Raw genomic sequence first — 23471 nt, forward strand, 5'->3', positions numbered from 1 at the left:
GTCCCCCGGCCCGCCGGGACGCCCGCCGAGGAGGCGCAGTGAGTCCTCGCGTGGTCCTGGTCGGTGCCCCCGGAGCGGGCAAGTCGACCGTCGGCCGCCTGCTGGCCGACCGGCTGCAGGTCGGCTTCCGCGACACCGACGCCGATGTGGAGATCACAGCGGGCAAGCCGGTGAGTGACATCTTCGTCGAGGACGGCGAGGAGCACTTCCGGGAGCTGGAGGCGTGGGCCGTACGGCAGGCGCTCGCCGAACACGACGGTGTGCTCTCCCTCGGCGGCGGCGCCGTCCTGGCCGAGGCCACTCGGGAGCTGCTGGCCGGTCATCCGGTCGTCTACCTGGAGGTCGGCCTGTCGCAGGCCGTGCAGCGGGTGGGCCTGGCCTCGGCGCGCCCACTGCTCGTGCTGAACCCGCGCAGCCGGCTGAAGAAGCTGATGGACGCCCGCCGCCCGATCTACGAGGGGCTGGCGGTGCTCACCGTGGCCACCGACGAGCGCGATCCGGACGAGGTCGCCGACGAGATCCTGAAGGGACTGGAGCAATGACGATCTCCAGGATCAAGGTCGGCGGTGAGGCCCCCTACGACGTGGTGGTCGGCACCGGTGTGCTCGGTGAGCTGCCGGGGCTGCTCGGCCCCTCGGCCCGCACCGTCGCGGTGATCCACCCGGCGGGCCTGCCGGAGCTCGCCCGGCCCGTCTGCGGAGCGATCGAGGCCGGCGGATACCACGTCGTCCCGCTGCCGGTGCCCGACGCCGAGCAGGCCAAGACGGTCGAGGTGGTCGCCGGGCTCTGGTCGGACCTCGGCCGTCACGGCGTCACCCGTTCCGACGCCGTGGTCGGTGTCGGCGGGGGAGCCACCACCGACCTGGCCGGCTTCGCCGCCGCCACCTGGCTGCGCGGTGTCAAGGTCGTGCAGGTGCCGACCACGCTGCTCGGCATGGTCGACGCCGCGATCGGCGGCAAGACCGGGATCAACACCCCCGAGGGCAAGAACCTGGTCGGTTCCTTCCACCCCCCGGCGGGCGTTCTGTGCGACCTGGCCACGCTGCTCTCGGTGCCCCGTGACGACTACGTCGCCGGCCTCGCCGAGATCATCAAGGGGGGGTTCATCGCCGACCCGGTGATCCTGGCGCTCATCGAGGACGACCCGGCCGGCGCCCGGCGCCCCGAGGGGCGGCACACCAGGGAGCTGATCGAGCGGAAGATCCAGGTCAAGGCCGACGTGGTCGGGGCCGACCTGCGCGAGGGCGGCCTGCGGGAGATCCTCAACTACGGCCACACCCTGGCCCACGCCATCGAGCGGGTCGAGGGGTACCGGATGCGCCACGGCGAGGCCGTCGCCATCGGCATGGTCTACGCCGCCGAGCTGTCCCGGCTGGACGGCCGGATCGGCTCCGGCGTCGTGGAGCGCACCCGGTCCGTACTGGCCTCGGTCGGGCTGCCCACCTCCTACCGCCGCGACGCCTGGCCCGAGCTCCGCGACCACATGCGGCTGGACAAGAAGAGCCGGGGAGCCAGGCTGCGCTTCGTCGTCCTGGACGACCTGGCCAAGGTGTCCCTGCTGGAGGACCCGCCTGAGGAACTGCTCGAAGCCGCCTACCACGAGGTCGCCCGGTGAGCCCGGCGGCGCTCTCACGGCGGCTGGGCGACATGGACTCCGCCGGGGACAGGCGGCCGGCGAGGAACGGTGAGTGACCAGATGAGGCCCGTGTACGTTCTCAACGGCCCCAACCTGTCGAGGCTCGGCGTCCGGGAGCCGGACGTCTACGGTGCCGAGAGCTTCGCCGACCTGGCGGCGCTCTGCCGGGACACCGGCCGGGGGCTGGGCCTGTCGGTGGAGGTCCGGCAGACCGACGACGAGGCCGAGATGGTCACCTGGCTGCACGAGGCGGCCGACGGCCGGATCCCGGTGATTCTCAACCCGGCGGCGTTCACCCACTACTCCTACGCGCTGCGCGACGCCATCGCCCAGCGCACCGCGCCCCTGATCGAGGTGCACATCACCAACCCGGCCACCCGCGAGGAGTTCCGGCACACCTCGGTGGTCGCCGCCGTGGCCACCGGCACCATCGCGGGCTTCGGGCTGAGGTCCTACGTGCTCGCGCTGCACGCCGTCGCGGAGAGCCAGGAGTGAGCTACCGCTCCTTCGTCGCCCTGGGCGACAGCTTCACCGAGGGGCTGAACGACCCCGTCCCCACCGGGGGCGGCACGGGACCGGTGGGGCTCGGGCACCATCGGGGCTGGGCCGACCGGGTCGCCGAGCGGCTGGCCGCGCTCGATCCGGAGTTCCGCTACGCCAACCTCGCCGTGCGGGGCAGGCTCATCGACCAGATCGTCGAGCAGCAGGTCCCGCGCGCGATCGGGCTCCGGCCCGATCTGGTCAGCCTCTGCGCGGGGGGCAACGACCTGCTCCGCCCCGGCAGCGACCCCGACCGGATGGCCAAGAGGCTGGCGGGAGCCGTACGCGACCTGCGCGCCACCGGTGCCGAGGTGCTGCTCTTCACCGGTGTGGATCCGCGCGACACCCCGATCATGCGCCGCGCCCGCGGCACGTTCGCGATCTTCTACCTGCATGTCAGGTCCATCTCCGACCTGTACGGCTGCCGCCTGGTGGACCAGTGGTCGATGCAGGGCCTGCGCGACTGGCGGGCCTGGAGCGACGACCGCCTGCACATGAACGAGGAGGGGCACCGGATGGTGGCAGCCAAGGTGTGCGAGGTGCTCGGGATCGACTGCGAGGACGACTGGCGCAGGACGTGGCCGCCGCGCGGGCGGCTGGACCCCCGGGTCAGGCGCGCGGAGGACGTCCGATGGGTGCGTGAGCATCTCGGCCCGTGGGTCGCCCGCCGCCTGCGAGGGCGCTCCTCCGGCGATGGCCTCGACCCCAAGCGCCCGGACCTGACGATCTTCCCCTGACCCGCCTCCGGCCCGGTGCCCCCGCCTCCGGCCCGGCCCCCTGAACGCCCCCTGGCCCGGCTCCGTCCCGGTCTCCTGAGACGCCCCCCGGAGCGGAGTCCTACGAGGCGCCGAGGCGCCTGAGCGCGTCGCGGACCTTGGCGGGGTCGTGGGTGGGCCAGAAGGGGGGCAGGGAGTCGCGGAGGAAGCCGGCGTAGCGGGCGGTGGCCAGCCGGGGGTCCAGGATCGCGACCACGCCCCGGTCGTGCTGGCTGCGGAGCAGGCGCCCGGCGCCCTGGGCGAGCAGCAGGGCGGCGTGGGTGGCCGCCACGGACATGAAGCCGTTGCCGCCCTTGGCGGCGACGTGGCGCTGGCGGGCCGAGCTCAGCGGATCGTCCGGGCGGGGGAAAGGGATGCGGTCGATGACGACCAGCCGCAGGGACGGCCCCGGCACGTCCACGCCCTGCCAGAGGGAGAGGGTGCCGAACAGGCAGGTCGGCTCGTCCTCGGCGAACCGCTTGACCAGCAGCATCGTGGAGTCGTCTCCCTGGCAGAGCAGGGGCACGCCGAGCCTCTCCCGGAGCGCCTCGGTGGCGGCCTTGGCGGCGCGCATCGAGGAGAACAGGCCCAGGGTCCGGCCTCCCGTGGCCTGGATCAGCTCGGTGATCTCCTCAAGGTAGACCTCGGGCAGGCCGTCGCGGCCCGGCTGGGGCAGGTGCCTGGCGATGTAGAGGATGCCGCTGCGCGGGTGGTCGAAGGGCGAGCCGACGTCCAGGCCGGTCCAGCCGGCCCGCCTGTCCTTCTCGTCGCCGGCTCCGAGGCCCCACTGACGGGCCAGGCCGTCGAAGGCGCCGCCCAGGGCGAGCGTGGCGGAGGTCAGTACCACCGTGCGGTCGCCGAAGAGCTTGTCGCGGAGCATGCCCGCCACGGTCAGCGGGGCGATCCGCAGCAGGGGCGGGCGCCGCTCGGTGCCCGCCTCCAGCCAGACCACCTCGGCCCGGTCCACCTCCTCGGCGTGGCCGAACGCCTCCAGCATCCGTTGCGCGGTGTCGTGGACCTCGTCCAGGGCGGTGAAGGCCGCCTTGCGCAGCCCCGCGCCCTCCGGGTCGTCCTTGTCGCCGCCCATCCGGGGGCCCAGCGCGGTGACGCACCCCCATGCCGAGTCGCGCACCAGGGCGAGGGTCAGCCCGAGCACATCGGGGAGCTCGTCGAGGCGTCCGGCGGGCGCGGCGGCGAGCAGGGACTTCAGGTCCTCCCCCGCCTCCAGCAGCCGGTCGGAGACGGACTGCTCGATCAGCCTCCCGACCCGGCGCACGGCCAGCGCCACCGTCTGCTCCGACAGCTCCCCGGTCACCACCGAGGTGACCCGGTCGACCAGCTCGTGGGCCTCGTCCACCACGACCACGTCGTGCTCGGGCAGGAGGGAGAAGTCCTCCATGGCGTCGATCGCGAGCAGCGCGTGGTTGGTGACGACGATGTCGGCCTCACCGGCGCGGGCGCGGGCCAGCTCGGCGAAGCACTCCATTCCGCTCGGGCAGCGGGTGGCGCCCAGGCATTCCCTGGAACTCACCGAGAACTGCCGCCAGGACTGCTCGTTGACGCCCGGGACCAGCTCGTCGCGGTCGCCGGTCTCGGTCTCCTGGGCCCACTCCTGGATGCGCTGGACCATCCGCCCGGTCGTGCTCACCTCACGCGGGTCGAAGAGCTGGTCCTGCTCCTCGTCGGGCCATCCCGCACTGGCCTTGTAACGGCACAGGTAGTTGCGGCGGCCCTTGAGGATCGCGAACGTGGGCTCGTGCGGCAGCTCCGGGGCGAGCGCCTCGGCGAGCCGGGGCAGGTCGCGGTCGACGAGCTGGCGCTGGAGCGCGATGGTGGCGGTCGAGACGACCACGGCGCCCTTGGAGGCCATGGCGTGCCGGATCGAGGGGATCAGGTAGGCCAGGGACTTGCCGGTGCCGGTGCCCGCCTGGACGGCGAGGTGGTCGCCGGAGCGGATCGCCTCCTCCACCGCCTGTGCCATCTTGACCTGGCCGGGGCGCTCGACCCCGCCCACGGCGGTCACGGCGGTGCTGAGCAGCTCCTCGACCGGGGGCATGTCCCCTGCGGCGGAGGCGTCTTCGGCGGGAGCGATGGAGTCGGTCGGCACGACAGCCAACCGTACCCGCTCCTCCCGACAGACGTGGCTGGCTCCGGGGAGTCATCTGGCGGACGCATCCCGGTATTCCGGAACGTGAGGCTCGTATCGCATGGCAAACTGGCTGGATCATCCGGCTCGCCGACCTGGATAAGGTCAAGGAAGATCGTCCGCTGGGGTGTTAACCAGGCGGAGGATGGGGACGGAAAGACCGGTTCGGTAGGGTTTCCCGAGGTTGAGTGGACTAATAAAGGCTGGTTAAAGCACTATGTCCTCCATGTCGGAAGTTGTCCCGTTGCCGTCGTTCGGCGAGGTGTTCTTTGACGAGCGTGGCCAGGAGCGGGTGCTCCGGGTCACTTGGCACGAAGGCACCCTGGTGCTGAGCCTGTGGCGCGGTGAGATGTGCACCGCGAGTTTCCGCATGCCCATGAACGACGTGGGACGCCTGGTGGACACCCTTGACGAGGGCTTCGTCGAGGCCGGAGGCCAGTATCCCGACGAGGTCGACGAGCAGCCCCAGACGGCCGACCGGCCCGGCTACCCGGCGCACGGCGAGTTCCCCGGCACCGGGCAGTACGCCCGGCCCCGTCCCGAGGACTACCCCCGGCCGCCGCAGCACCCCGACCCGGCCCCCCAGGTGATCGCCCCGCCGGAGGAACCGCGCCAGGCCGCGGCCCTCAGCCCCACCGATGTGCTGGTCGCACGCGGTGTCGCGTCGCCTTTGGACCGATCCCAGGAACGGGCGCTCGCCGGATACGGCCCGGCCGACGCGGTGCCGCGGGAGAACATGATCGTGAACGACTCCCTGGCCTACGGGCAGCCGCAGCCGGGCGACCCGCTCGGCTCCGGTCCCGGCGACCCGCCCTACCAGCTGCCCGGCGACCCCTACGCGCCGCAGGGGCCCGACCCGTACGGCGCGCCGTCCCCGCAACCCGACTCCTACGGGGCGCCACAGGCCCGCCAGGCCGACCCGTACGGCCTGGCGTCCCACGGCCGTCAGCCGGATCCGTACGGCACCGCCCGGCAGCCCGACCCGTTCGCCGGACCGTCCCCGCAACCCGATCTGTTCACCCCGTCCCCCTCGCAGGCCGACCCGTTCGCCGCGCCGTCGCAGGGCCCGCAGCCCGACCCGTACGGCATGCCGCCGCAGAGCCGGCAGCCGGATCCGTACGGCACGGCCCCCCCGGCCCCGGTGGACCCCTTCGCCCCCCCGCCCACCAGGCAGCAGCCGGTGGACCCCTTCGCCCCCCACGCCGAGCAGTTCCCGGCCTCGGGCCACCGGCCGCACCCGGCACCCCACCCTCCGCCCGGGCACTCCACCGACCCCTCCGGATTCCCGGAGCAGCCCGCCTACGGCACCGCGCAGCCCGACCCCTACGGCTATCCCGCCCCCGCCCAGCCCGACCCCTACGGGTTCGGCGCCCAGCGGTCCCCGCAGGCCGGTCATCCGGCGGACCTGCGCGACCTGTACGGTACGCCGCCCGCCTACCAGCAGGAGGTGGACCCGTCCGACCCGCTGGGACTGCGCGGCCGGCAGCCCGGCCAGCGGGTGCCGCGCCCCTACGTCCAGGATCCGCCGCACTCCACCGGTGAGCGGCTTCGCCCGGAGCAGCGCTACGACGAGCAGCGCCGTGACGACCGCGACGAGCGCCGCGAGTGGTGAGCCGCGGGGCCCCGCCGTGGCGGATGCCGCGCGGGTAGCGGGTCTCCCGTAGGCTGATCACCCGTAAACGGGTGGGGAGTGGCATGGATCAGGTGTCGGCCGTGCGACTGCTGGCCGTGCCGATCGTCGCCATCGCGGTGGCGGCCGTGGCCAGGCGCAGGGGCTGGCCGGCGCCGCTGCTGCTCGTGCCGGCCGGGCTGGTGCTGTCCCCGCTGGTGCCCGGCTACGAGCTGGACCCCGAACTGATCCTGCTGGTCTTCCTGCCGCCGCTGCTCTACTCCGCGGCCATCGACAGCTCCTACCTGAGGCTCAAGGCGGTGCGCCGTCCGGTCGCGCTGCTCTCGGTCGGCCTGGTGCTGTTCACCACGCTGGTCGTCGGCTGGGTCACCCATCTGCTTCTGCCCGCCCTGCCGCCGGCCGCCGCGTTCGCGCTGGGCGCGATCGTCGCGCCGCCCGACGCGGTCGCCGCGGTCGCGGTGGCGCGCAGACTCGGGCTTCCACGCAGGGTGGTCACCATCCTGATCGGGGAGAGCCTGTTCAACGACGCCACCGCGCTCACCGTCTACCGGGTGGCCGTCGCCGCCACGCTGGGGGAGGGGATCAGCTGGCTGGAGGCCACCACAGGCTTTCTCTACTCCGCGGCGGGCGGCGTGGTGATCGGCCTCGTCCTGGCCTGGTGCCTGACGTGGATACTGATGAGGCTCCGGGACGCGCTCGTCGAGAACACCGTCATGCTGCTCATCCCGTTCGGCGTCTATCTCGCGACCGAGGCCGCGCACGCCTCCGGCGTGATCGCCGTGGTGATCGTCGGCCTCTACGTCGGCCACCGCATGCCCCGCGCGGGCTTCGGCACCCGGCTGCTGTCCGACGCCGTCTGGCGGGTGGTGGACTTCTTCCTGGAGACGGTCGTCTTCGTGCTGATCGGCCTGCAGCTGTGGCCGATCATGAGGGCGCTGGAGGGGGAGAGCCCCTGGAGGCTCGCCGGGATGGCGCTGGCGGTCTTCGCCGCCACCGTCCTCGCCAGGGCCGTCTGGATCGTGCCCAGCGTCTACCTGCCCAGGGTCCTCTTCGGGGGGGTCCGGCGGCGCGAGCCGCGTCCGCCGCCCTGGGAGAACGTGGTCGTGGTGGGCTGGGCCGGCATGCGCGGGGTGGTCTCCCTGGCCGCGGCCTTCGCCATCCCGCAGGGATTTCCCGGCCGGCCCACGCTGCTCTTCCTCACCTTCGTGGTGGTGATCGGCACCCTGCTGGTCCAGGGGATGTCGTTTCCGGCGCTCATCCGGCGGTTGCGGGTCTCCAACGAGGAGGAGGTCTTCGCCGACAACCTCGCCGAGGCCGAGGCCCAGCAGGCGGCGGCCGCCGCCGAGCTCGCCCGGCTGGAGGAACTGGTGGCCGAGGGCGTCGCCGACGTGCACGAGGAGGTCGTGGAGCAGCTCAGGTCCCGGGCCGAACGCCGGGCGCTCACCGCCTGGGAACGGCTCGGCGGGGGGACGGGGCCCGAGGGCGAGGAGACGCCGAGCACCGTCTACCGGCGGCTGCGCAGGGAGATGCTGGCGGCCGGGCGCGAGGTGTTCGTACGCCTGCGTGACGAGGGGCGCATCGACGACGAGGTGCTCAACAGGGTCATCCACGAGCTCGACTTCGAAGAGGCCACCCTGGAGCGCGACTAGCCCGCCGGGCCGATCACGAGCCGGTCGCGGAGCTAGCCGACGATGTTGTCGAGATAGCACCACCGCCAGTGCTCGCCCGGTTCGAAGGAGGCGATGACCGGGTGGCCGACCTCCTTGAAGTGGGCGGTGGCGTGCTTGTTGGGCGAGGAGTCACAGCAGCCGACGTGCCCGCAGGACAGACACTTGCGCAGATGGACCCATCTGCTGCCGATCGCCAGGCACTCCTGGCATCCCTCGGGCGTGCGCGGGGACGGGTCCTGGGCCGACGTGAGATGTTCGCAGGTAGGCATGTTCTCCCTCGTGGGTCTCTGACGGTCCTGGAGGACCGTGTCCCGGAGGCCGGCCGATCCGCCGCGGGCGCCGGGTGGCGTCGCGGATGCCGGCGGGTCCCCGTCGCGGGTTGTGGCGGTCCGTGGTCACTCGGGGTGACGCTCAGCCGAACGCCGAGGGCGGTTCCACCTTACTCCCGCCCCTTCTGTTCTCCGCGCCCGCCGGAACCGACCGGTAACGAGCCGGTATGTATGCGCCTGTGATATCGGTTCGTTGGGTAGGGTCTGGGCATGCGCCCCCTTTCGCGACGGATCCCCGTTCTCGCCGCCTCCGCGCTGGCCGCTCTTGTCGTCACCACCGGATGCTCGGAGGTTCAGCAGGCGTCCGAGGGCATCGACAGGGCTCAGCAGTGCCTGCAGGCCACCGGCATCGTCACCGACACCCTGCAGAAGATCACCGGCCTGGTCGACGACCCCGCCGCGATGGAGAAGGCGCTCAACGACGGGGGCGCCAAGCTCGGCGACCTGGCGGACAAGGCGTCCAACACCACGCTCAAGGAGGCCGCCGACGGGATCGGCAAGTCCCTGGAGGGCCTGAACGTCACCGACGCCAACGGCGCGGTCGACGCGGCGCAGAAGGTCGCGACGGACTCGGTGAAGTGGGTCGAGCAGCTGACCTCCGCCTGCAGCTGAGGTCCGGCTCCTTTCCCCCTAGCTCCCGGTGAGAAACATTCCCGGGTTCTCTAGGGGAAAAGGGGTGGAAGTAGCGTCGGTGGTATGGCTACGTCTGGAGACGAACCGGACCCTCGGTTCACGCTCGCGAACGAACGCACCTTTCTGACCTGGCTGAGCACGTCGCTCGCGCTGAGCGCGGGCGGTGTCGCGATGGCCGCGGTCTCCGCCGATGTCTTCGTCCCGTGGATGCGGACGGTGCTGGCGCTGACCCTGGTGTCGCTGTCGGCCCTGTCCGCCGCGATGGCCTACCCCCGCTGGCGCCGGGTTGAGCGCGCCCTGCGCAGCGCCGCCCCGCTACCGGCGCCCGCGCTGGCCCCCGTCCTCGGGTACGGCGTGGCGGCCGTGGCCGTGCTCGCCATGATCCTTATCCTGATGGGCCGATGACCCGCATCTGGGACGAGGGCCTGCAGAGTGAGCGGACCCGGCTGGCCTGGGTCCGTACCGCGGCCCTGCTGGCGGTCGGCAGCCTGGGGGCGGGGGGTGTCGCGCTGCGCGCCGGCGTCCCACCGCCCGCCGCGATCCCCTTCGTCCTGGCCGCGGCCTGCGGTGCGCTCCTGCTCGCCCGCACCGGTATCCGCTATCAGCGCGTCCAGCGGGCCCTCCACGAGTGCAGCCCCCTCGACAACAGGGCCGACGCCCTCATCGCCTGGTTCGCCACCCTCGCCGTCGCCGCCGGAGCAGCCGTCTTCATGCTGATCCGATAGGGCTCCGGACGCCGGCCCGGGAGGGCTCCGGCGGTCCCGCCCGGTGGGGCGCGCGGTCCCGCCGGACCTGCTCGCCGGCCGCCCGTTCCGGTGAGCCGTACGCCGTCCCGGCGGGGGGCGTACGGAGTCGCGCGTGTACGGCGTGCGGGCGCCGGGAGGAGTAGACAATGGGCCGTATGTCTGCCGAGCCGCTCTCCCGACCGCGAATCGTCGCCGCCGCCATCGACCTCATTGAGCGGGAGGGTGCCGACGCGGTGTCCATGCGCAGGATCGCGGCGGATCTGGGGGTGGGGGTGATGTCCCTCTACAACCACGTGCCCAACAAGTCCGCGCTGCTGGACGGGGTGGCCGAGACCGTGCTCTCGAAGATCGAGTTCATCGACGATCCGGACGCCGGCTGGCCCGATCGGGTGCGGGCGCAGGCGCTCGCGTTCCGGCAGATCGCGCACCACCACCCCCGCTGCACGATGGTGGTGGTCAGCCGTCGGCTCCAGTCGACCGCGGGGCTTCCGGCGGTCGAGCGGGCCCTGGCCACGCTGCACAGCGCCGGGTTCGACGGGCGTGACGCGCTGCGCGTCCTGCGGGTGTTCATCGCCTACATCGTGGGCTCGCTGCTGCGCGAGGTCGGGGTCACCCCGACGTTCGCCCCGGTGCACTGCTCCGACATCCAGGTCGGCGATGTCGATCCCCTGCTGTTCCCGCGGGTGAACGGGGTGGCCGCTGAGCTGGCCGAGTGCGACCACGAGGCGGAGTTCGCGTTCGGCCTGGACCTGCTCATCCAGGCGATCGCCGTACGGCTCGCGGGGTGACGCCCGGGACCCGGAGGCCCCGGGCGTCCGAGGAGTGCTCCCTTCCCCTGGATACTCCTCGCGCGGTCAGTACCAGTTGCTGGACCGGAAATGACCCCAGGCGCCGCACGGTGACCCGTAGCGGCTCTTGATGTAGCGCAGACCCCAGTGGATCTGCGTGATCGGGTTCGACCGCCAGTCCCCGCCGCTGTCGCTCATCTTCGAGCCCGGCAGCGCCTGGGGGATGCCGTAGGCACCCGATGACGGGTTGTGCGCCTGATGATTCCAGTTGCTCTCCCTGGTCCACAGGCTGTCCAGGCACTGGAACTGGTCGTGGGACCACGAGCGGCGGGCGACGAGGCGGAACGCGATCGCCTTGTTCCTGACCTTCGGAGCTCGCACGACCGGCCTGACCCTGGGGGCGGTCCGGGTGAACCAGACGGCCCGGTGGATCGTCCTCGTCGGCGCCCTCAGGGCCGGCTCCGCGATCTCCCCGGCCTGCTCGGCTTCGGCCTGCCCGATCTGCCCGATCTGACCGGCCTCCTCGGCCTGCCCCATCTCCTCGGCTCGCCCGATCGCCATCGACCCGACCATGGTTGAGGCGGCGAGCATGGTCACAACGGTGTTGCGCAGAACGCGGTAGCTGTTCACATTCATCCTTGTCCGCTGGCCGCGTGCGGGGGGCGCGCGGGGGACATGGCCCCCCGTGCGCCTGACGTTCCGGCGCCCGTGGCTCGGACGGGGAATACCCGCGTGGTCTCGCCGGCCCGTTTCCGGCATGAGACACCACGACGGTTTCTCTAGGCCGCTTTCTAGTACGCCGGAGGAGCGGCGAGAGGTGATTGCGACATGCGGAGAGAAGGTGTTTGCCCGATCTTCGTGGTCTACGGGTGGTTCGGCGGGGTCCGACTGACCGCCGGCGGTTCACCTATGCGGCGGGACGAGGTGAAAATCATTCCGGCATGGGGTTTGGATCAGTGCCGGCCGGGTGATTGGAGGCGCGTCCACGCCCGTGCGTGGCGAGCCGTGGCGCCTCCCGGCGCTCCTCGGATCGGCGGGGAAGGGACCGGCCCCCGGTGAGAGGCCCGCCGTCTCGCCGGTGGCCCTCTCACATTTCACGCCATAGATGACATAACTCCCAAACCTGATAAAGGATTAGGGTGTAGATCATGAGTATTCGTGACATCCCCATCCGCACTCTCGCCGACGCGCCCACCACGCTCGCCGAGCTGGCCGGTGACCGGGCGGCCCTGGTGGTGAACGTGGCCTCCCGGTGCGGGCTCACCCCGCAGTACGAGGGCCTGGTTCAGCTCCAGCGCACCTACGGCGAGGCGGGTCTCACCGTCGTCGGAGTCCCCTGCAACCAGTTCATGGGCCAGGAGCCGGGCAGCGCCGAGGAGATCCAGGAGTTCTGCTCCACCACCTACGGTGCCGACTTCCCGCTGCTCGCCAAGACGGACGTCAACGGTGACGACCGGCACCCCCTCTACGCCTCGCTCACCCAGGCCGCCGACGCCGAGGGGGAGGCCGGGGACGTCCGGTGGAACTTCGAGAAGTTCCTGATCTCGCGTGACGGAGAGGTGCTGGCCCGTTTCCGCCCGGGCACCGAGCCCGGCGACCCCGCGGTCATCGAGGCGATCGAGAAGTCCCTCTAGGCCCGCAGCTCCCCCTGACGATCAGCTCGGTGGGCAGCAGCACGTTCCGCGGCCGTCGGCCGCCCGCGCGCAGCACCAGTTCGGCCGCGCGGTAGCCGATGTCCTGCGCGGGCTGGGCGATCACGGTCAGCGGAGGAGAGCACAGCTCGGCCCAGGGCACGTCGTCGAACATGACCAGCGACAGGTCCCTGGGCACCCGCAGGTCCAGCTCCCTGGCGGCCAGCACCGCCGCCTCGCCCAGCAGGTTGCCCCCGGCCAGCACCGCGGTCAGGTCGGGCCGGTGCTGGAAGAGCCCGGCGGCGACCGCGTAGGCGGAGTCGCGGGTGCCGCGAGCCAGGACGATGAGCTCCTCGTCGACCAGGGGGCCCAGCGTCTGCCGGAACGCCGAGAGCCGCTTTTCCTGCCCCGGGCCGCCGAGGTAGGCGATGCGGCGATGGCCCAGTCCGGTCAGGTAGTCCACTGCGGTCCGCACCCCGGTGCGGTCGTCGGCCAGCACCGCGGGCACGTCGTCGCGCCCGGCGGCGATCCGGTGCGCGAACACCGTGGTGAGCCCGGCGCGCAGGGTGGGCGCCCAGGTCTCGCCGTCGCCGGAGGGGACCGCGATCACCCGGTCCACGCCCTGCTCCAGCAGCATGCCGATCAGCTCGGCCTCGCGCTCCTCGTCGTCACCCGTCGCGCCCAGGATCACCGGCTCGCCCGCCGAGCGCGCGCAGGTGAGCACGCCGTCGGCCAGGCGGGCGTAGAGGGTGTCGGTGATGTCGGGCAGCAGCAGCCCGATCCCGCCCGAGCGCCGCTGACGCAGGTTGCGGCCGAGCGCGCTCGGCCGGTAGTCGAGCTGGGCCGCGACGCTCAGCACCCGCTCCCTGGTCTCGGGACTGGCCGAGCCGCCGGACAGCACCCGCGACACCGTGGCCACCCCCACCCTCGCCGCCTCGGCGACGTCCTTGATGGTGGTACGACGCATGTTCATGGAAACGATTCCAACATATTTTCTGTAGTTGATCCAGTGCGCAGGGAGAAAAGATGTGGTGCTGACTAGGCGAGGTCGGCAGAACTCTTGACACGGATGTCCGTTTCCGGTGAGATGCATGAAAACGTATCCACACCGGGTGAACGCGGGGTTGGCCCGAGGAGCTAAGGATTCTCCATGGCATCCATCGTGCTCAGCAAAGTCGACAAGATCTACGCGGGCGGTGTCAAAGCCGTGAACGGTCTCGACCTTGAGATCCGGGACGGCGAGTTCATGGTGCTGGTCGGCCCGTCCGGCTGTGGCAAGTCCACCGCCCTGCGCATGATCGCCGGCCTTGAGGACATCAGCGGTGGCGAGATCTCCATCGGCGACCGGGTGGTCAACCACCTGCCTCCCAAAGACCGCGACATCGCCATGGTCTTCCAGAACTACGCGCTCTACCCGCACATGACCGTCGAGGAGAACCTCGCCTTCGGCCTCAAGCTCCGCAAGATGCCCAAGACGGAGATCTCCAAGCGGGTCAACGAGGCCGCCAAGATGCTCGGCCTGGAGCAGTACCTCAAGCGCAAGCCGGCCGCCCTGTCCGGCGGTCAGCGCCAGCGTGTCGCGATGGGCCGCGCCATCGTCCGAGAGCCCCAGGCGTTCCTCATGGACGAGCCGCTCTCCAACCTGGACGCCAAGCTCCGCGTCTCCATGCGCGCCTCACTCAACACCCTGCACGAGCGCCTCGGCGTGACCACCGTCTACGTCACCCACGACCAGGTCGAGGCCATGACCCTCGGCGACCGCGTCTGCGTGCTGCGCGACGGCCTGCTCCAGCAGGTGGACACCCCGCAGAACCTCTTCGACCAGCCGGTCAACCTGTTCGTCGCGGGCTTCATGGGTTCCCCGTCGATGAACTTCGTCAACGCCGAGCTGGTCCGCGGCGACGGCGGCGCGGCCGTCACCTTCGCCGGCTTCAGCCTCCCGGTGCCGGACGCGACCTTCGCCGGCAAGCCCGGCCTCGACCGGTGGTTCGGCAGGAAGCTCATCCTGGGCATCCGCCCCTCCGACTTCGACGACGCCGTCGCCGCCAACGGCACGGCCGGGGGCTGGAGCGGTCTGCAGGTCCGCGCCCAGGTCACCGAGGAGCTCGGCTCCGAGATCAACGTCCTGTTCCTGATCGACGCCCCGCCCGTCCAGCACCAGGACACCGTCGCCGCGGCCGACGCCGGTGAGGACGAGGAGGCGACCCTGCCGCTGGTCGGCGACAAGTCGCTGTGGACCGCCCGGGTGAACTCCCGCAGCCACGTCCGCCCCGGCCAGCAGGTCGACCTGGCCGTCGACACCCACAACCTGCACTTCTTCGACCCGGTCTCGGGTCTGGCGATCGGCCACCCGGCCGCCGCCCGCGTCTGAACGTTCCGCTCTCCCCGCCGGGGCGGGACCGCCTCCTACTCGCGGCCGAGACGGCGGGAGACCTGACCGGCCAGGCCCTTGGGGATCAACCTGCCGACCCCGACGATGACCTTGTAGCGCAGGTCGGGAACGCTCACCCGCCTGCCCCTGGCCAGATCCCGCATGGCCTCCCGCACCACGTCGTCCGCCGACAACCACAGGAAAGCCGGGATGCCCGAGGTGTCCATCGAGGCGCGCTCGTGGAACTCGGTGCGGACGAACCCCGGGCACAGCGCCATCACCCGCACCCGGGTGCCGGTCAGCTCCGCGGCCACGGACTCGCTGTAGCTGACCACCCACGCCTTGGACGCGCTGTAGCTGCCCCGGGTGAAGAACGCCGCGACCGACGCCACGTTGATCACCGCGCCCCGGTCCCGCTCCCGCATTCCGGGCAGCGCGGCCATGGTCAGCCGGAGCACCGCCTCGCAGTGCACCTTGAGCATCCGCAGCTCCTCGGCGACCGGGACGTCGAGGAAGGAGCCCGGATGACCGAAGCCCGCGTTGTTGACCAGCAGGTCGACCCCCTCGGCGAGCCGTTTCTCGACCTTCCCCAGCCCCTCGTCGGTGGACAGGTCCGCGGGGAGCACCTCGACCCCCACCCCGTAACGCAGGCGCAGGCTCTCGGCGGAGGCGCCCAGGCGATCCTTGTCCCTCGCGACCAGGACAAGGGAGAATCCGTCCGCGGCCAGGCGGCGGGCGAACGCGGCACCGATGCCGGCCGTCGCGCCCGTGATCAGTGCTGAAGGCATGTCCGCAGTCTAGAGACCGCCCGGCCGGATTCGGCAACCCGCGCGTTCCGCCGCCCGCCGTCGCCCATCATTGAGAAATGACGAACATGCCGATTCTCTACCGGGCCGGAGTGGGGGCGGCCGTGCTCTGCGCGACGCTGGCGGCCTGTTCCGCGGCCGGCTCGGCGCCCACCCGCCCCGCCGCTTCCGGCCCGGCGACCTGGAAAACCGCGGAGCGGGTGCGGTTCGCCGAGGTCGCGCGGCTGGACATGCCGGTGGCGATGGCCGTGCGCAAGGGCGACCGGACCCTTTACGTGGCCGAGCAGCCGGGCCGGCTGCGCGCGCTGGTGGACGGCAAGGTCACCGCGGAACCCGTCGTCGACCTCTCGGCGGAGGTGAGCCGGGGAAACGAGCAGGGGCTGCTCGGGGTGGCCTTCCACCCCGGCGGCGACTTCCTCTACCTCGACTGGACCGACCGCGACGGCCACGTCCACGTCACCGAGTGGGCCTTCGCCGACGGCAGGGCCACCGGCCGCAGGGACGTGCTCGTGCAGCGGAAGCCGTACGCCAACCACAACGGCGGACAGCTCGCCTTCGGCCCCGACGGCCATCTCTACGTGGCGTTCGGCGACGGCGGCGGCGCGGGAGATCCACAGGGCAACGGCCAGAACACCGGCACCTGGCTTGGGAAGATCCTCAGGATCGACCCGCGCGGCACGCCGTACCGGGTGCCCCGGGACAACCCGTTCGTCGGCAGGCAGGGGGCGAAGCCCGAGATCTGGGCGTACGGCCTGCGCAACCCCTGGCGGTTCACCTTCGACCGGAGAACGGGCGACATGTGGATCGGTGACGTCGGCCAGAACTCCTGGGAGGAGGTCGATTTCGAGCCTCGGGGAAAGGGGGGCCGGAACTACGGCTGGAATCGCAGGGAGGGCCGCCACCCGTTCGCCGGTGAGGCGCCCGGCGACGCGGTCGACCCGGTTATCGAGTACTCCCTGCGCGAGGACGGGAACTGCTCGGTCATCGCCGGATACGTATATCGCGGCAGCCGGATCCCCGGCCTGGCCGGGCGTTTCCTCTACGGTGACTTCTGCGCCGGATGGGTCAGGTCGGCCCCCGCGGACCAGCCGGGCCGGGGCGAGGTCGAGGGCCGGGTGGAGCAGCTGTCCTCCTTCGGTGAGGATCACGACGGCGAACTGTACGCGCTCAGCCTGACCGGTCCGGTCTACCGGCTGGAAGGCGCGCGCTGACCCCGCCGCGCGGCCGGACGGAGTCCGCCGTCCGGCGGGCCCCGGCGGACCGTCAATGGACAGAGAACAGTCGGTGATCGTTCAGTAAGGGGCGCGGACTGCGCGGGCCGCTTTTCGCGGTGGTCGATATAACGGGTTCCGTGGAGATGTTTATTCGTATTCCGAATGACGTGTCCCGAGCCTTGATCAACGCTGGCGGGGAGTTTTGAAATGGCTGGAAAATACACGGTGTCCGTTCTTCTCGCGGTGGTCGTGGGAGGCGGGCCGATGCTCATAAGCGCGGGACCGGCGGTTGCCTGGACCGGCTGTCTGTCCGCCGCGGCGTCCACGCCGGACAAGCCGCCCTACCCACCGCGCCCCTGTGACGACGATGACGACGACGATGACGACGACGGCGGGAACGGTGGCCGCGGTGGTGGTCGCGGCGGGGGCGGTGGTGGTCGCGGGGGCGGTGGCGGCGGTGGTGGCGGTGGCGGTGGCGGTGGCGGTGGCGGAAGTGCCCACCACCACCATCATCGGAACGCCCACGCCCTGGGGGCCGAGCACAGGTCCGCCGACGGCTTCGAGTGCGGTGACGCCCGCTGCGCGGAGCTCATCGAGCGGGCCGCCTTCACCAGGGAGCACCGGGCCTCTGAGGAACTGCCCCTCACCGGGGCGCCACTGTCGGCCGTGGCCGCGGCGGGTGCCTCACTGCTGGTCGCCGGGGCTGCGAGCAGCCTGATCTCCGTACGGCGCCGTCGCACTTCCAGTGCCAGGTAGGACGGGCAAGAGGCGCCGGCGAGTCGTCGCGATCGGCCTGCTGGCCCCGGCCGCCGTTCTCGCGCTGGCCGGGGGCTGGTCGGCCTATCTCGGCCTGAGCGTGCGAGATCGGCTGGAGGAGACCAGAGGCGCGCTGCTCCGGCTGCGCGCCCTGGCGAACGAGGGCGACCTCGGCCATCTGGCCGGGGCGCTCGCGGACGCGAGCCGGCCCGCGGCCCAGGCGCGCCGGCTCACCGGCGGCCTCGACTGGTCGCTGCTCACTCACGCCCCGCTGGTGGGGAACGGCGCGGCGACCGTGCGCGGGCTGGCCGAGACCGCCGCCGAGCTGACCGAGGTGCTGGCCGGGGTTCAGCGGGCCGGGGACGCGTTCGTCACCGGCGGAACACGTTCCCTGGACGACGTGCGGCAGATGCTGGCCGACCTCGACGCGGCGGCCCCGGTGCTGCACACCGCCGCCGCCCGCCTCGCCCGGGCGAGAGCCCGCCTGGCGGTCACCCCGGCGGACACCGGGGCCGGGGTACTGGACCAGGCTCGCGACACGGCGCTGCGCGAAGTGGATCGGCTGAGCGGCTGGCTCGGTGACGCGGCGACCGCCGCCGCCCTGCTGCCCCCGATGCTGGGCCACGACGGCCCGCGCCGCTACTTCCTGGCCTTCCAGACCAACGCCGAGGCGCGGGGCACCGGCGGCCTGGTCGGCGCGTTCGGCCTGGTGGACGCCGATCGCGGCAAGATCGGCATCCGGCGGCTCTCCGCCAACACCGGCCTCGACGAGAGCGCCGTCCCCGTCACCGACCACGGCCCGGCCTACCGGTCCCGATACGGGACCGGCGCGACCCGGCTGCTCTCCGTCTCCAACCTCTCCCCGCACTTCCCGTACGCCGCGGCCACCTGGTCCGCGCTCTGGGAACGGCAGAGCCACCGGCGGCTGGACGGCGCGGTGGCGACCGACCCGGTCGGGCTCTCCTACCTGCTGGAGCTGATCGGCCCGGTCACCCTCCCCAGCGGGGAGACGCTGACCGCGGAGAACGTCGTCGACCTCACCGAGCGGACGGCCTACGCCCGATATCCGGACCCCCTGGAGCGCAAGCGGTTCCTCGTCGGAGTCGCGGGCGCCGTCGGCGACGCGCTGACCGAGTCGTCCGCGGGACCCACCAGGCTGTTCACCGTGCTGTCCCGCATGGTGAGCGAGCGGCGGCTCCAGATCTGGAGCCGCAGGCCCGCCGAGCAGCGGTACCTGGCGGAGACGCCGCTCGGCGGAGTGCTGTCCCGGCGGCCGGGCCCGTTCGCCGGACTGGTGATCAACAACTCGGCCGGCGGCAAGCTCGACTACTACCTGGAACGCTCCCTCGACTACGAGCTGGGTCCCTGCCGAGGCGGGACGCGTCCGGTGAGGGTCCGCGTCCGGCTCACCAACGACGTGCCGGCGGGGAGACTGCCCGGCTACGTCACCGGCCGTCTCGACTCGCCCGGCCGTCCGCACGTCGTCGGCTCCAACCTGCTCTGGGTCTCGCTGTACGCCGGGGTCGGCGCGGAACTCGGCGCGGCACGGCTCGACGGTGACCGTGTGTCGGTCATCAGCGAGGTCGAACGCTCCCATCCCGTCTACTCGACGCTGCTGGAGCTGAACCCGGGGCAGTCGAGGACGCTGGAGCTCGACCTGATGGAACCCGCCTCCGGCGCGCCACCGGTGGTTCCGGTACAGCCGCTGGTCCGTCCCCAGCACACCGGGATCACCCAGGACCCACGGGGCTGCGCGCTCCCCGGCGGCCACTCCTGACGCCCCGGAGACCCCCGGACACGACGATCTCGATCCGCGATCCTGGAGGGATGTACAGAGCGATGCCCATGCCGGGGGACGACACCGGTTTCCACATCCTGTTCGTGTGCACGGGGAACATCTGCCGCTCCCCGCTGGCCGAACGGCTGGCGCGGTCGGCGCTCGGGTCGTGCCCGGCGTTCCAGGTGACCAGCGCGGGCACCCACGCGGAGCAGGGAAGGGCGATGACCGAGCACGCGCGGCGCGTCCTCGTCCGTCTCGGTGGCGATCCCGGCGGCTTCGTCTCCCGGCGGCTGACCCCGGAACTGGTGGCCGCCGCCGACCTGGTGCTGACCGCCACCGCCCAGCACCGCGCCGAAGCGGTGGCCGGGCACCTGCCCGCGGCAACCCGGGCCTTCACCATCGCCGAGTTCGGCGCGCTGGCCCGCGCGGTACCGGCCGAGAGGATCGCCGGCCACCGGGATCCGGTACGGCGGGCCCGCGCCCTGGTGGCCGAGGCGCGGGCGCTGCGCGGGCTGGTCCGGGTGGATCGGCCCGACATCCCGGACCCCTACCGGCGTTCCCGCTGGGCCTACCGGGCGGCGGGACGGGGGATCGCCAGGTCGCTCGCCGTCCCGCTCCGGTTGCTCACACAGTCGTCAACGTCTTGACCTGGGGCTCGTAGCCATAGCCGTAGCCGCGGTACTGGTCGCTCCTGGCCGGGGTGAAGTTCAGCACGCTGCCCACCACACGGGCGTTGATCGACGACAGCATCTCCACGGCACGGGTGATGTGCTCCTGCCGGGTCCTGCCGTACCGCGCGACCAGCAGCGTGCCGTCACAGACCGCCGCGAGCGTCGCGGCGTCGGTGACGGGCAGCAGCGGCGGCGCGTCGACGATCACCATGTCGTACGCCTCGGTGAGCCGGGCGAGCAGCTGCCGCATCCCCTGCGAGCCGAGCAGTTCGCTCGGGTTCGGCGGGATACGGCCACTGGGCAGGATCGACAGGTTCGGTTCGCTCCACGTCTGGATGACGTCCGGCAGTTGCGCCTTGTCGATCAGTACGTCGGTCAGGCCGACCGCCCCCTCGATCCCGAGATAGCGCGGGATGCTCGGCCGGCGGAGGTCTCCGTCCACCAGGATCACCCGCCACCCGGCCTGCGCGAGCGTGATCGCCAGATTGGCCGAGGTGGACGACTTGCCCTCGCTCGGCAGGCAGCTGGTGACCACCAGCGACTTCGGCTGCCGGTCGACCCCGATGAACTGCAGGTTGGTGCGGAGCGAGCGGAACGCCTCCGACCTGGAGGAGCGGCCCTGGTCCCGGACGATGAGGGGGTGGCGCCGCGCGTCCCGCTCGTAGCCGATCACGCCGAGGATCGAGCTCTTCGACACGCGCTGCAGCGTCTCGCTCGTCTTGATGGTCGTGTCCAGGCGGTCACGGAGGATGAGCGCGCCGATGGAGACGGACAGTGCCGCCAGCACGGCGAGCGCGAGGTTGGCCAGCGGCCGGGGACTGATCGGGGTCACCGGGGTCTCCGCCTCGTCCACCGTCGTCACCTTGATGGTGGGGCGGCTGGCCGGGGTGGGCCGTTCGATCTGGCTGATCAGCTCGGTGAACGCGACCCCCAGGGCGTTCGCCAGCCGCGCGGCCCGAGCCGGGTCGGTGTCGGTGACCGTGGCCCGCAGGAGCACGGTCTCCGGGACCGCCTCGGCGGTGATGTTGCTCTGCAGACGCTCGACGTCCTCGCTCTCGGTGATCTGGCCGACCACCCGGCGGCTGGTCAGCAGGTTGGCGTAGGACTTCACCCGCTGCGCCGACAGCATTCCCGCCTGGTAGGCGGTGGAGAGGCTGCCCTCCCTGTCCTGGCCGGAGACCAGCATGGAGATCGTCGCGATGTACCGGGGCGGTGTGTTGGAGGTGACGACGAGCGCGGCGGCCACCGAGATGATCAGTGAGACCAGGACGAGCAGCCAGTTCCTGCCCACGAGCCGTAGGTAGTAGAGCATTTCCACTGATCTATCGCCGCCTTTCATGGATGACTGTCGGAGGGGTCGCAGGCTGGGCCGGCGGACGGGCCCGCATCCGCTGGGGCAGGTCGAGGAGGACGAGGCCCGGTCCTACCGCGGCGATCGTCGCGATGAGCGGTGAGATCCATCCCAGCGCCACCGTCAGGCCGAGCGCGCCGGTGACGGCCGCGGTGCCTGCGAGCATGGCGGCGGTCAGCCTGGTGCTGAGGCCGAGGCGGCGCAGCCGGTGAGAGATGTGGTCGGTGCCACCCTGCAGCAGCGGACGGCCCGCCCTTCTCCGTGCCAGAATCACCACCGCGGTGTCCACGGCCGCCACGAAGGTCGGCAGCAGCAGACCCGCGACCGCCGTGCCCATACCCCGGCCGGTGGTCAGCAGGACGGCCGAGCAGGAGATGACGAAGCCGATGAACAGCGAACCGGCGTCCCCCATGAACACCTTCGCCGGTGCCCAGTTGTAGAACAGGAAGCCCATGCCGGCGTGGGCCAGGGTCAGCAGAAGCACCCCGACCACCGGCTGGCCGTACACGAAGGCCGTTCCCGCGAGGAAGGCGGCGCTGACCGCCGCGACGGATCCGAGAGCCCCGTCCATGTTGTCCAGCAGGTTGAACGAGTTGGTGATCACGACGATCCAGAGCAGGGTGATCGGGGCGTCCAGCCACGACCCGGTCACCGGTGCCTGGACCCCGCTCAGCACGACCCCGCCGGCGGCCACCGACTCGACCGCCAGTCTGGTGAACGGGGACAGCGGTGCGAGGTCGTCCACCAGTCCGAGCAGCGACACCGCCACGGCGGCGATGATGATCGCGGTGACCTGGTCGTCCACCAGGCCGAGGAGGCCGAGCGGCGGGGTGACCGTACCGAGCATGATCGCGACGCCGCCCAGGTAGGGAACGGGTCGCTCGTGCGCCTTGTAGCCGCCCGGCCGGTCGGTGAAACCCCAGCGCAGTGCGAGACGCCCCAGCGTCCGGGTGGCTCCGGCGCTCAGCAGGCAGCCGACCGCTCCCGCGGTGAGGACGGTGACGCCGTTCACCGCGGCGACGCCGCCAGATCGGCACGGGCCTCGGCGATCGTCTCGGTAAGGATGTCGTCGAGGGATCGCCTCGGCGTCCACCCGGTGAGCTCGCGGAGCTTCGTGGTGTCGGGCACCCTGCGCATCATGTCCTCGAAGCCCTCCTCGTAGGCCTCGGCGTAGGAGATGAGATCGACCCCGGCCGTGGTGCCGGTGAGCTCGGTGATCAACTTGGCGAGTTCCAGGATGCTCACCTCGTCGTTGGAGCCGACGTTGAAGGTCTGGCCGATCGCGTCCTTGTGGTCGAGAAGCCGTAGCAGCGCGTCGACCACGTCCTTGACATGGGCGAAGCAGCGGGTCTGCCCGCCGTCGCCGAAGACGGTGAGCGGTCTCCCGCCGAGCGCCTGCCGGACGAGCCGGGGGATGACCATGCCGTAGGCCGGACTCTGGCGCGGTCCCACCGTGTTGAAGAGCCTGACGATGATCGTCGGCAGGCCGCGTTCCTTGTGGTAGGCGTTGGCCAGGATCTCGTCCACGGCCTTGGCCGTGCTGTAGGCCCAGCGGACCACCGCCGGGCTGCCCAGGATGCGGTCGGAGGACTCGGTGAGCGGGCCGCCCGAGTTCTTGCCGTAGATCTCGCTCGTGCTGGTGATCAGGATCTTCCGCCGGTAGCGGTGGGCCGCCTCGATGACGATCTCCGAGCCGCGGATGTTGGTGGTCAGGGAGCGCAGCGGCTGTTCCACGATCAGTTTGACCCCGACGGCGGCCGCCAGGTGGACGACCACGTCGCACCGGTGGACCAGTTCGTCGACCATGAGTTCGTCGAGGACCGAGCCGTGGACGACGCGTAGCCGGGGGTGGCCCGTGACCTGGAGAAGGTTGGCCGAGCGTCCGGTCGACAGGTTGTCCAGAATCACGACCGAGTCACCGCGTGCGAGCAGCGCGTCGGTCAGATGGGATCCGACGAAACCACTCCCTCCGGTTATCAGGTAGGTGTTTGCTGTTGAGTTGCTCACCGACTTCTCCC

General features: G+C 71.7%; 24 protein-coding genes. 16 read left to right on the forward strand and 8 right to left on the reverse strand.

Features of this window, described 5'->3' with window-relative positions; genetic code table 11:
* Nucleotides 1–38: 38 nt before the first annotated feature.
* From ACWEF2_RS12210 to ACWEF2_RS12225, 4 genes are all read left to right on the forward strand, one after another.
* Nucleotides 39–542, forward strand: a complete 504-nt coding sequence (locus ACWEF2_RS12210) for a shikimate kinase (protein ID WP_453814480.1) — start codon at nucleotides 39–41, stop codon at nucleotides 540–542.
* Nucleotides 539–1615, forward strand: a complete 1077-nt coding sequence (aroB, locus tag ACWEF2_RS12215; protein ID WP_453814482.1) for a 3-dehydroquinate synthase — start codon at nucleotides 539–541, stop codon at nucleotides 1613–1615. Before ACWEF2_RS12210 ends, aroB begins: the two co-directional genes overlap by 4 nt.
* 81 nt (nucleotides 1616–1696) lie before the next feature.
* Nucleotides 1697–2131, forward strand: coding sequence for a type II 3-dehydroquinate dehydratase (gene aroQ, locus ACWEF2_RS12220; protein ID WP_453814616.1), 435 nt, complete (start codon nucleotides 1697–1699; stop codon nucleotides 2129–2131).
* Nucleotides 2128–2913 (forward strand): SGNH/GDSL hydrolase family protein, encoded by a 786-nt coding sequence (locus ACWEF2_RS12225; protein ID WP_453814484.1) that lies wholly within the window; start codon nucleotides 2128–2130, stop codon nucleotides 2911–2913. Before aroQ ends, ACWEF2_RS12225 begins: the two co-directional genes overlap by 4 nt.
* A 100-nt stretch (nucleotides 2914–3013) precedes the next feature.
* Here the strand turns inward: ACWEF2_RS12225 and ACWEF2_RS12230 are convergent, their stop codons facing one another.
* Nucleotides 3014–4987, reverse strand: coding sequence for an ATP-dependent DNA helicase (locus ACWEF2_RS12230; protein ID WP_453814618.1), 1974 nt, complete (start codon nucleotides 4985–4987; stop codon nucleotides 3014–3016).
* 316 nt (nucleotides 4988–5303) lie between these two features.
* Between ACWEF2_RS12230 and ACWEF2_RS12235 the strand changes: the two genes are divergently transcribed.
* Together ACWEF2_RS12235 and ACWEF2_RS12240 are read left to right on the forward strand one after the other, a co-directional pair.
* A complete protein-coding gene (locus ACWEF2_RS12235) occupies nucleotides 5304–6689 on the forward strand; it encodes a hypothetical protein (protein ID WP_453814486.1) in 1386 nt (461 codons plus the stop codon).
* Between the two features lie 83 nt (nucleotides 6690–6772).
* Nucleotides 6773–8356, forward strand: coding sequence for a Na+/H+ antiporter (locus ACWEF2_RS12240; RefSeq protein WP_453814488.1), 1584 nt, complete (start codon nucleotides 6773–6775; stop codon nucleotides 8354–8356).
* Nucleotides 8357–8388: 32 nt separating this feature from the next.
* On the opposite strand, the gene ACWEF2_RS12245 is transcribed toward ACWEF2_RS12240, so the two are convergent.
* Nucleotides 8389–8646 (reverse strand): ubiquitin carboxyl-terminal hydrolase 14, encoded by a 258-nt coding sequence (locus tag ACWEF2_RS12245; protein ID WP_453814490.1) that lies wholly within the window; start codon nucleotides 8644–8646, stop codon nucleotides 8389–8391.
* A gap of 270 nt (nucleotides 8647–8916) precedes the next feature.
* Here ACWEF2_RS12245 and ACWEF2_RS12250 point away from each other — a divergent pair, with 270 nt between their 5' ends.
* From ACWEF2_RS12250 to ACWEF2_RS12265, 4 genes are all read left to right on the forward strand, one after another.
* Nucleotides 8917–9318, forward strand: a complete 402-nt coding sequence (locus ACWEF2_RS12250) for a hypothetical protein (protein WP_453814492.1) — start codon at nucleotides 8917–8919, stop codon at nucleotides 9316–9318.
* Between the two features lie 84 nt (nucleotides 9319–9402).
* A complete protein-coding gene (locus ACWEF2_RS12255; RefSeq protein WP_355590789.1) occupies nucleotides 9403–9744 on the forward strand; it encodes a YidH family protein in 342 nt (113 codons plus the stop codon).
* Nucleotides 9741–10064 carry a DUF202 domain-containing protein gene (locus ACWEF2_RS12260; RefSeq protein ID WP_453814494.1) on the forward strand — a complete coding sequence of 108 codons (324 nt, stop codon included), beginning with the start codon at nucleotides 9741–9743 and terminating at the stop codon, nucleotides 10062–10064. Before ACWEF2_RS12255 ends, ACWEF2_RS12260 begins: the two co-directional genes overlap by 4 nt.
* A gap of 167 nt (nucleotides 10065–10231) precedes the next feature.
* Entirely contained in the window at nucleotides 10232–10873 is a 642-nt protein-coding gene (locus tag ACWEF2_RS12265) for a TetR/AcrR family transcriptional regulator C-terminal domain-containing protein (RefSeq protein WP_453814496.1), read from the forward strand.
* 66 nt (nucleotides 10874–10939) lie between these two features.
* On the opposite strand, the gene ACWEF2_RS12270 is transcribed toward ACWEF2_RS12265, so the two are convergent.
* Entirely contained in the window at nucleotides 10940–11503 is a 564-nt protein-coding gene (locus ACWEF2_RS12270; RefSeq protein WP_453814498.1) for an aggregation-promoting factor C-terminal-like domain-containing protein, read from the reverse strand.
* A 518-nt stretch (nucleotides 11504–12021) separates the two neighbouring features.
* On the opposite strand from ACWEF2_RS12270, the gene ACWEF2_RS12275 reads away from it, so the two are divergent.
* Nucleotides 12022–12507: a glutathione peroxidase gene (locus ACWEF2_RS12275; protein ID WP_453814500.1), complete on the forward strand. Its 486-nt coding sequence runs from the start codon at nucleotides 12022–12024 to the stop codon at nucleotides 12505–12507.
* Here ACWEF2_RS12275 and ACWEF2_RS12280 read toward each other — a convergent pair.
* On the reverse strand, nucleotides 12479–13477 hold the full coding sequence (locus ACWEF2_RS12280) for a LacI family DNA-binding transcriptional regulator (RefSeq protein ID WP_453814502.1): 999 nt from the start codon (nucleotides 13475–13477) through the stop codon (nucleotides 12479–12481). The two genes, ACWEF2_RS12275 and ACWEF2_RS12280, sit on opposite strands and share 29 nt — an antisense overlap.
* Before the next feature lie 177 nt (nucleotides 13478–13654).
* Between ACWEF2_RS12280 and ACWEF2_RS12285 the strand changes: the two genes are divergently transcribed.
* Entirely contained in the window at nucleotides 13655–14875 is a 1221-nt protein-coding gene (locus ACWEF2_RS12285; protein ID WP_453814503.1) for an ABC transporter ATP-binding protein, read from the forward strand.
* 35 nt (nucleotides 14876–14910) lie between these two features.
* Here the strand turns inward: ACWEF2_RS12285 and ACWEF2_RS12290 are convergent, their stop codons facing one another.
* Entirely contained in the window at nucleotides 14911–15663 is a 753-nt protein-coding gene (locus ACWEF2_RS12290; protein WP_453814505.1) for an SDR family NAD(P)-dependent oxidoreductase, read from the reverse strand.
* An 86-nt stretch (nucleotides 15664–15749) separates the two neighbouring features.
* Here ACWEF2_RS12290 and ACWEF2_RS12295 point away from each other — a divergent pair, with 86 nt between their 5' ends.
* The 4 genes from ACWEF2_RS12295 (at nucleotide 15750) to ACWEF2_RS12310 (ending at nucleotide 20078) form a co-directional block, all read left to right on the forward strand.
* The gene (locus tag ACWEF2_RS12295) at nucleotides 15750–16892 is read left to right on the forward strand and encodes a PQQ-dependent sugar dehydrogenase (protein WP_453814507.1); all 1143 of its coding nucleotides are present in this window, start codon (nucleotides 15750–15752) and stop codon (nucleotides 16890–16892) included.
* A gap of 210 nt (nucleotides 16893–17102) precedes the next feature.
* Nucleotides 17103–17651: a hypothetical protein gene (locus tag ACWEF2_RS12300; protein WP_453814509.1), complete on the forward strand. Its 549-nt coding sequence runs from the start codon at nucleotides 17103–17105 to the stop codon at nucleotides 17649–17651.
* On the forward strand, nucleotides 17641–19428 hold the full coding sequence (locus tag ACWEF2_RS12305; protein ID WP_453814511.1) for a DUF4012 domain-containing protein: 1788 nt from the start codon (nucleotides 17641–17643) through the stop codon (nucleotides 19426–19428). The genes ACWEF2_RS12300 and ACWEF2_RS12305 overlap by 11 nt, the downstream gene beginning before the upstream one ends.
* Nucleotides 19429–19490: 62 nt before the next feature.
* Nucleotides 19491–20078: an arsenate reductase/protein-tyrosine-phosphatase family protein gene (locus ACWEF2_RS12310; RefSeq protein ID WP_453814513.1), complete on the forward strand. Its 588-nt coding sequence runs from the start codon at nucleotides 19491–19493 to the stop codon at nucleotides 20076–20078.
* Here ACWEF2_RS12310 and ACWEF2_RS12315 read toward each other — a convergent pair.
* Genes ACWEF2_RS12315 through ACWEF2_RS12325 form a run of 3 tightly spaced genes read right to left on the reverse strand, consistent with a single transcriptional unit; the run spans nucleotide 20056 to nucleotide 23460 of the window.
* The gene (locus ACWEF2_RS12315) at nucleotides 20056–21414 is read right to left on the reverse strand and encodes a polysaccharide biosynthesis tyrosine autokinase (RefSeq protein ID WP_453814620.1); all 1359 of its coding nucleotides are present in this window, start codon (nucleotides 21412–21414) and stop codon (nucleotides 20056–20058) included. The genes ACWEF2_RS12310 and ACWEF2_RS12315 overlap by 23 nt on opposite strands.
* Before the next feature lie 10 nt (nucleotides 21415–21424).
* On the reverse strand, nucleotides 21425–22465 hold the full coding sequence (locus ACWEF2_RS12320) for an MraY family glycosyltransferase (protein WP_453814515.1): 1041 nt from the start codon (nucleotides 22463–22465) through the stop codon (nucleotides 21425–21427).
* Complete coding sequence (locus ACWEF2_RS12325) at nucleotides 22462–23460, reverse strand: NAD-dependent epimerase/dehydratase family protein (RefSeq protein WP_453814517.1); 999 nt, start codon at nucleotides 23458–23460, stop codon at nucleotides 22462–22464. Before ACWEF2_RS12325 ends, ACWEF2_RS12320 begins: the two co-directional genes overlap by 4 nt.
* Nucleotides 23461–23471 lie beyond the last annotated feature (11 nt).

The organism is Streptosporangium sp. NPDC004631, from assembly GCF_053601935.1.

What these genes read in the sequence shown, in the direction of transcription:
- aroB (WP_453814482.1), top strand. Translation starts at nt 539, where the DNA reads ATGACGATCTCCAGGATCAAGGTCGGCGGTGAGGCCCCCTACGACGTG.
- ACWEF2_RS12260 (WP_453814494.1), top strand. Translation starts at nt 9,741, where the DNA reads ATGACCCGCATCTGGGACGAGGGCCTGCAGAGTGAGCGGACCCGGCTG.
- ACWEF2_RS12255 (WP_355590789.1), top strand. Translation starts at nt 9,403, where the DNA reads ATGGCTACGTCTGGAGACGAACCGGACCCTCGGTTCACGCTCGCGAAC.
- ACWEF2_RS12250 (WP_453814492.1), top strand. Translation starts at nt 8,917, where the DNA reads ATGCGCCCCCTTTCGCGACGGATCCCCGTTCTCGCCGCCTCCGCGCTG.
- ACWEF2_RS12275 (WP_453814500.1), top strand. Translation starts at nt 12,022, where the DNA reads ATGAGTATTCGTGACATCCCCATCCGCACTCTCGCCGACGCGCCCACC.
- ACWEF2_RS12285 (WP_453814503.1), top strand. Translation starts at nt 13,655, where the DNA reads ATGGCATCCATCGTGCTCAGCAAAGTCGACAAGATCTACGCGGGCGGT.
- ACWEF2_RS12235 (WP_453814486.1), top strand. Translation starts at nt 5,304, where the DNA reads ATGTCGGAAGTTGTCCCGTTGCCGTCGTTCGGCGAGGTGTTCTTTGAC.
- ACWEF2_RS12300 (WP_453814509.1), top strand. Translation starts at nt 17,103, where the DNA reads ATGGCTGGAAAATACACGGTGTCCGTTCTTCTCGCGGTGGTCGTGGGA.
- ACWEF2_RS12265 (WP_453814496.1), top strand. Translation starts at nt 10,232, where the DNA reads ATGGGCCGTATGTCTGCCGAGCCGCTCTCCCGACCGCGAATCGTCGCC.
- ACWEF2_RS12295 (WP_453814507.1), top strand. Translation starts at nt 15,750, where the DNA reads ATGCCGATTCTCTACCGGGCCGGAGTGGGGGCGGCCGTGCTCTGCGCG.
- ACWEF2_RS12290 (WP_453814505.1), bottom strand. Translation starts at nt 15,663, where the DNA reads ATGCCTTCAGCACTGATCACGGGCGCGACGGCCGGCATCGGTGCCGCG.
- ACWEF2_RS12315 (WP_453814620.1), bottom strand. Translation starts at nt 21,414, where the DNA reads ATGCTCTACTACCTACGGCTCGTGGGCAGGAACTGGCTGCTCGTCCTG.
- ACWEF2_RS12310 (WP_453814513.1), top strand. Translation starts at nt 19,491, where the DNA reads ATGCCCATGCCGGGGGACGACACCGGTTTCCACATCCTGTTCGTGTGC.
- aroQ (WP_453814616.1), top strand. Translation starts at nt 1,697, where the DNA reads ATGAGGCCCGTGTACGTTCTCAACGGCCCCAACCTGTCGAGGCTCGGC.
- ACWEF2_RS12245 (WP_453814490.1), bottom strand. Translation starts at nt 8,646, where the DNA reads ATGCCTACCTGCGAACATCTCACGTCGGCCCAGGACCCGTCCCCGCGC.
- ACWEF2_RS12240 (WP_453814488.1), top strand. Translation starts at nt 6,773, where the DNA reads ATGGATCAGGTGTCGGCCGTGCGACTGCTGGCCGTGCCGATCGTCGCC.
- ACWEF2_RS12230 (WP_453814618.1), bottom strand. Translation starts at nt 4,987, where the DNA reads ATGCCCCCGGTCGAGGAGCTGCTCAGCACCGCCGTGACCGCCGTGGGC.
- ACWEF2_RS12280 (WP_453814502.1), bottom strand. Translation starts at nt 13,477, where the DNA reads ATGAACATGCGTCGTACCACCATCAAGGACGTCGCCGAGGCGGCGAGG.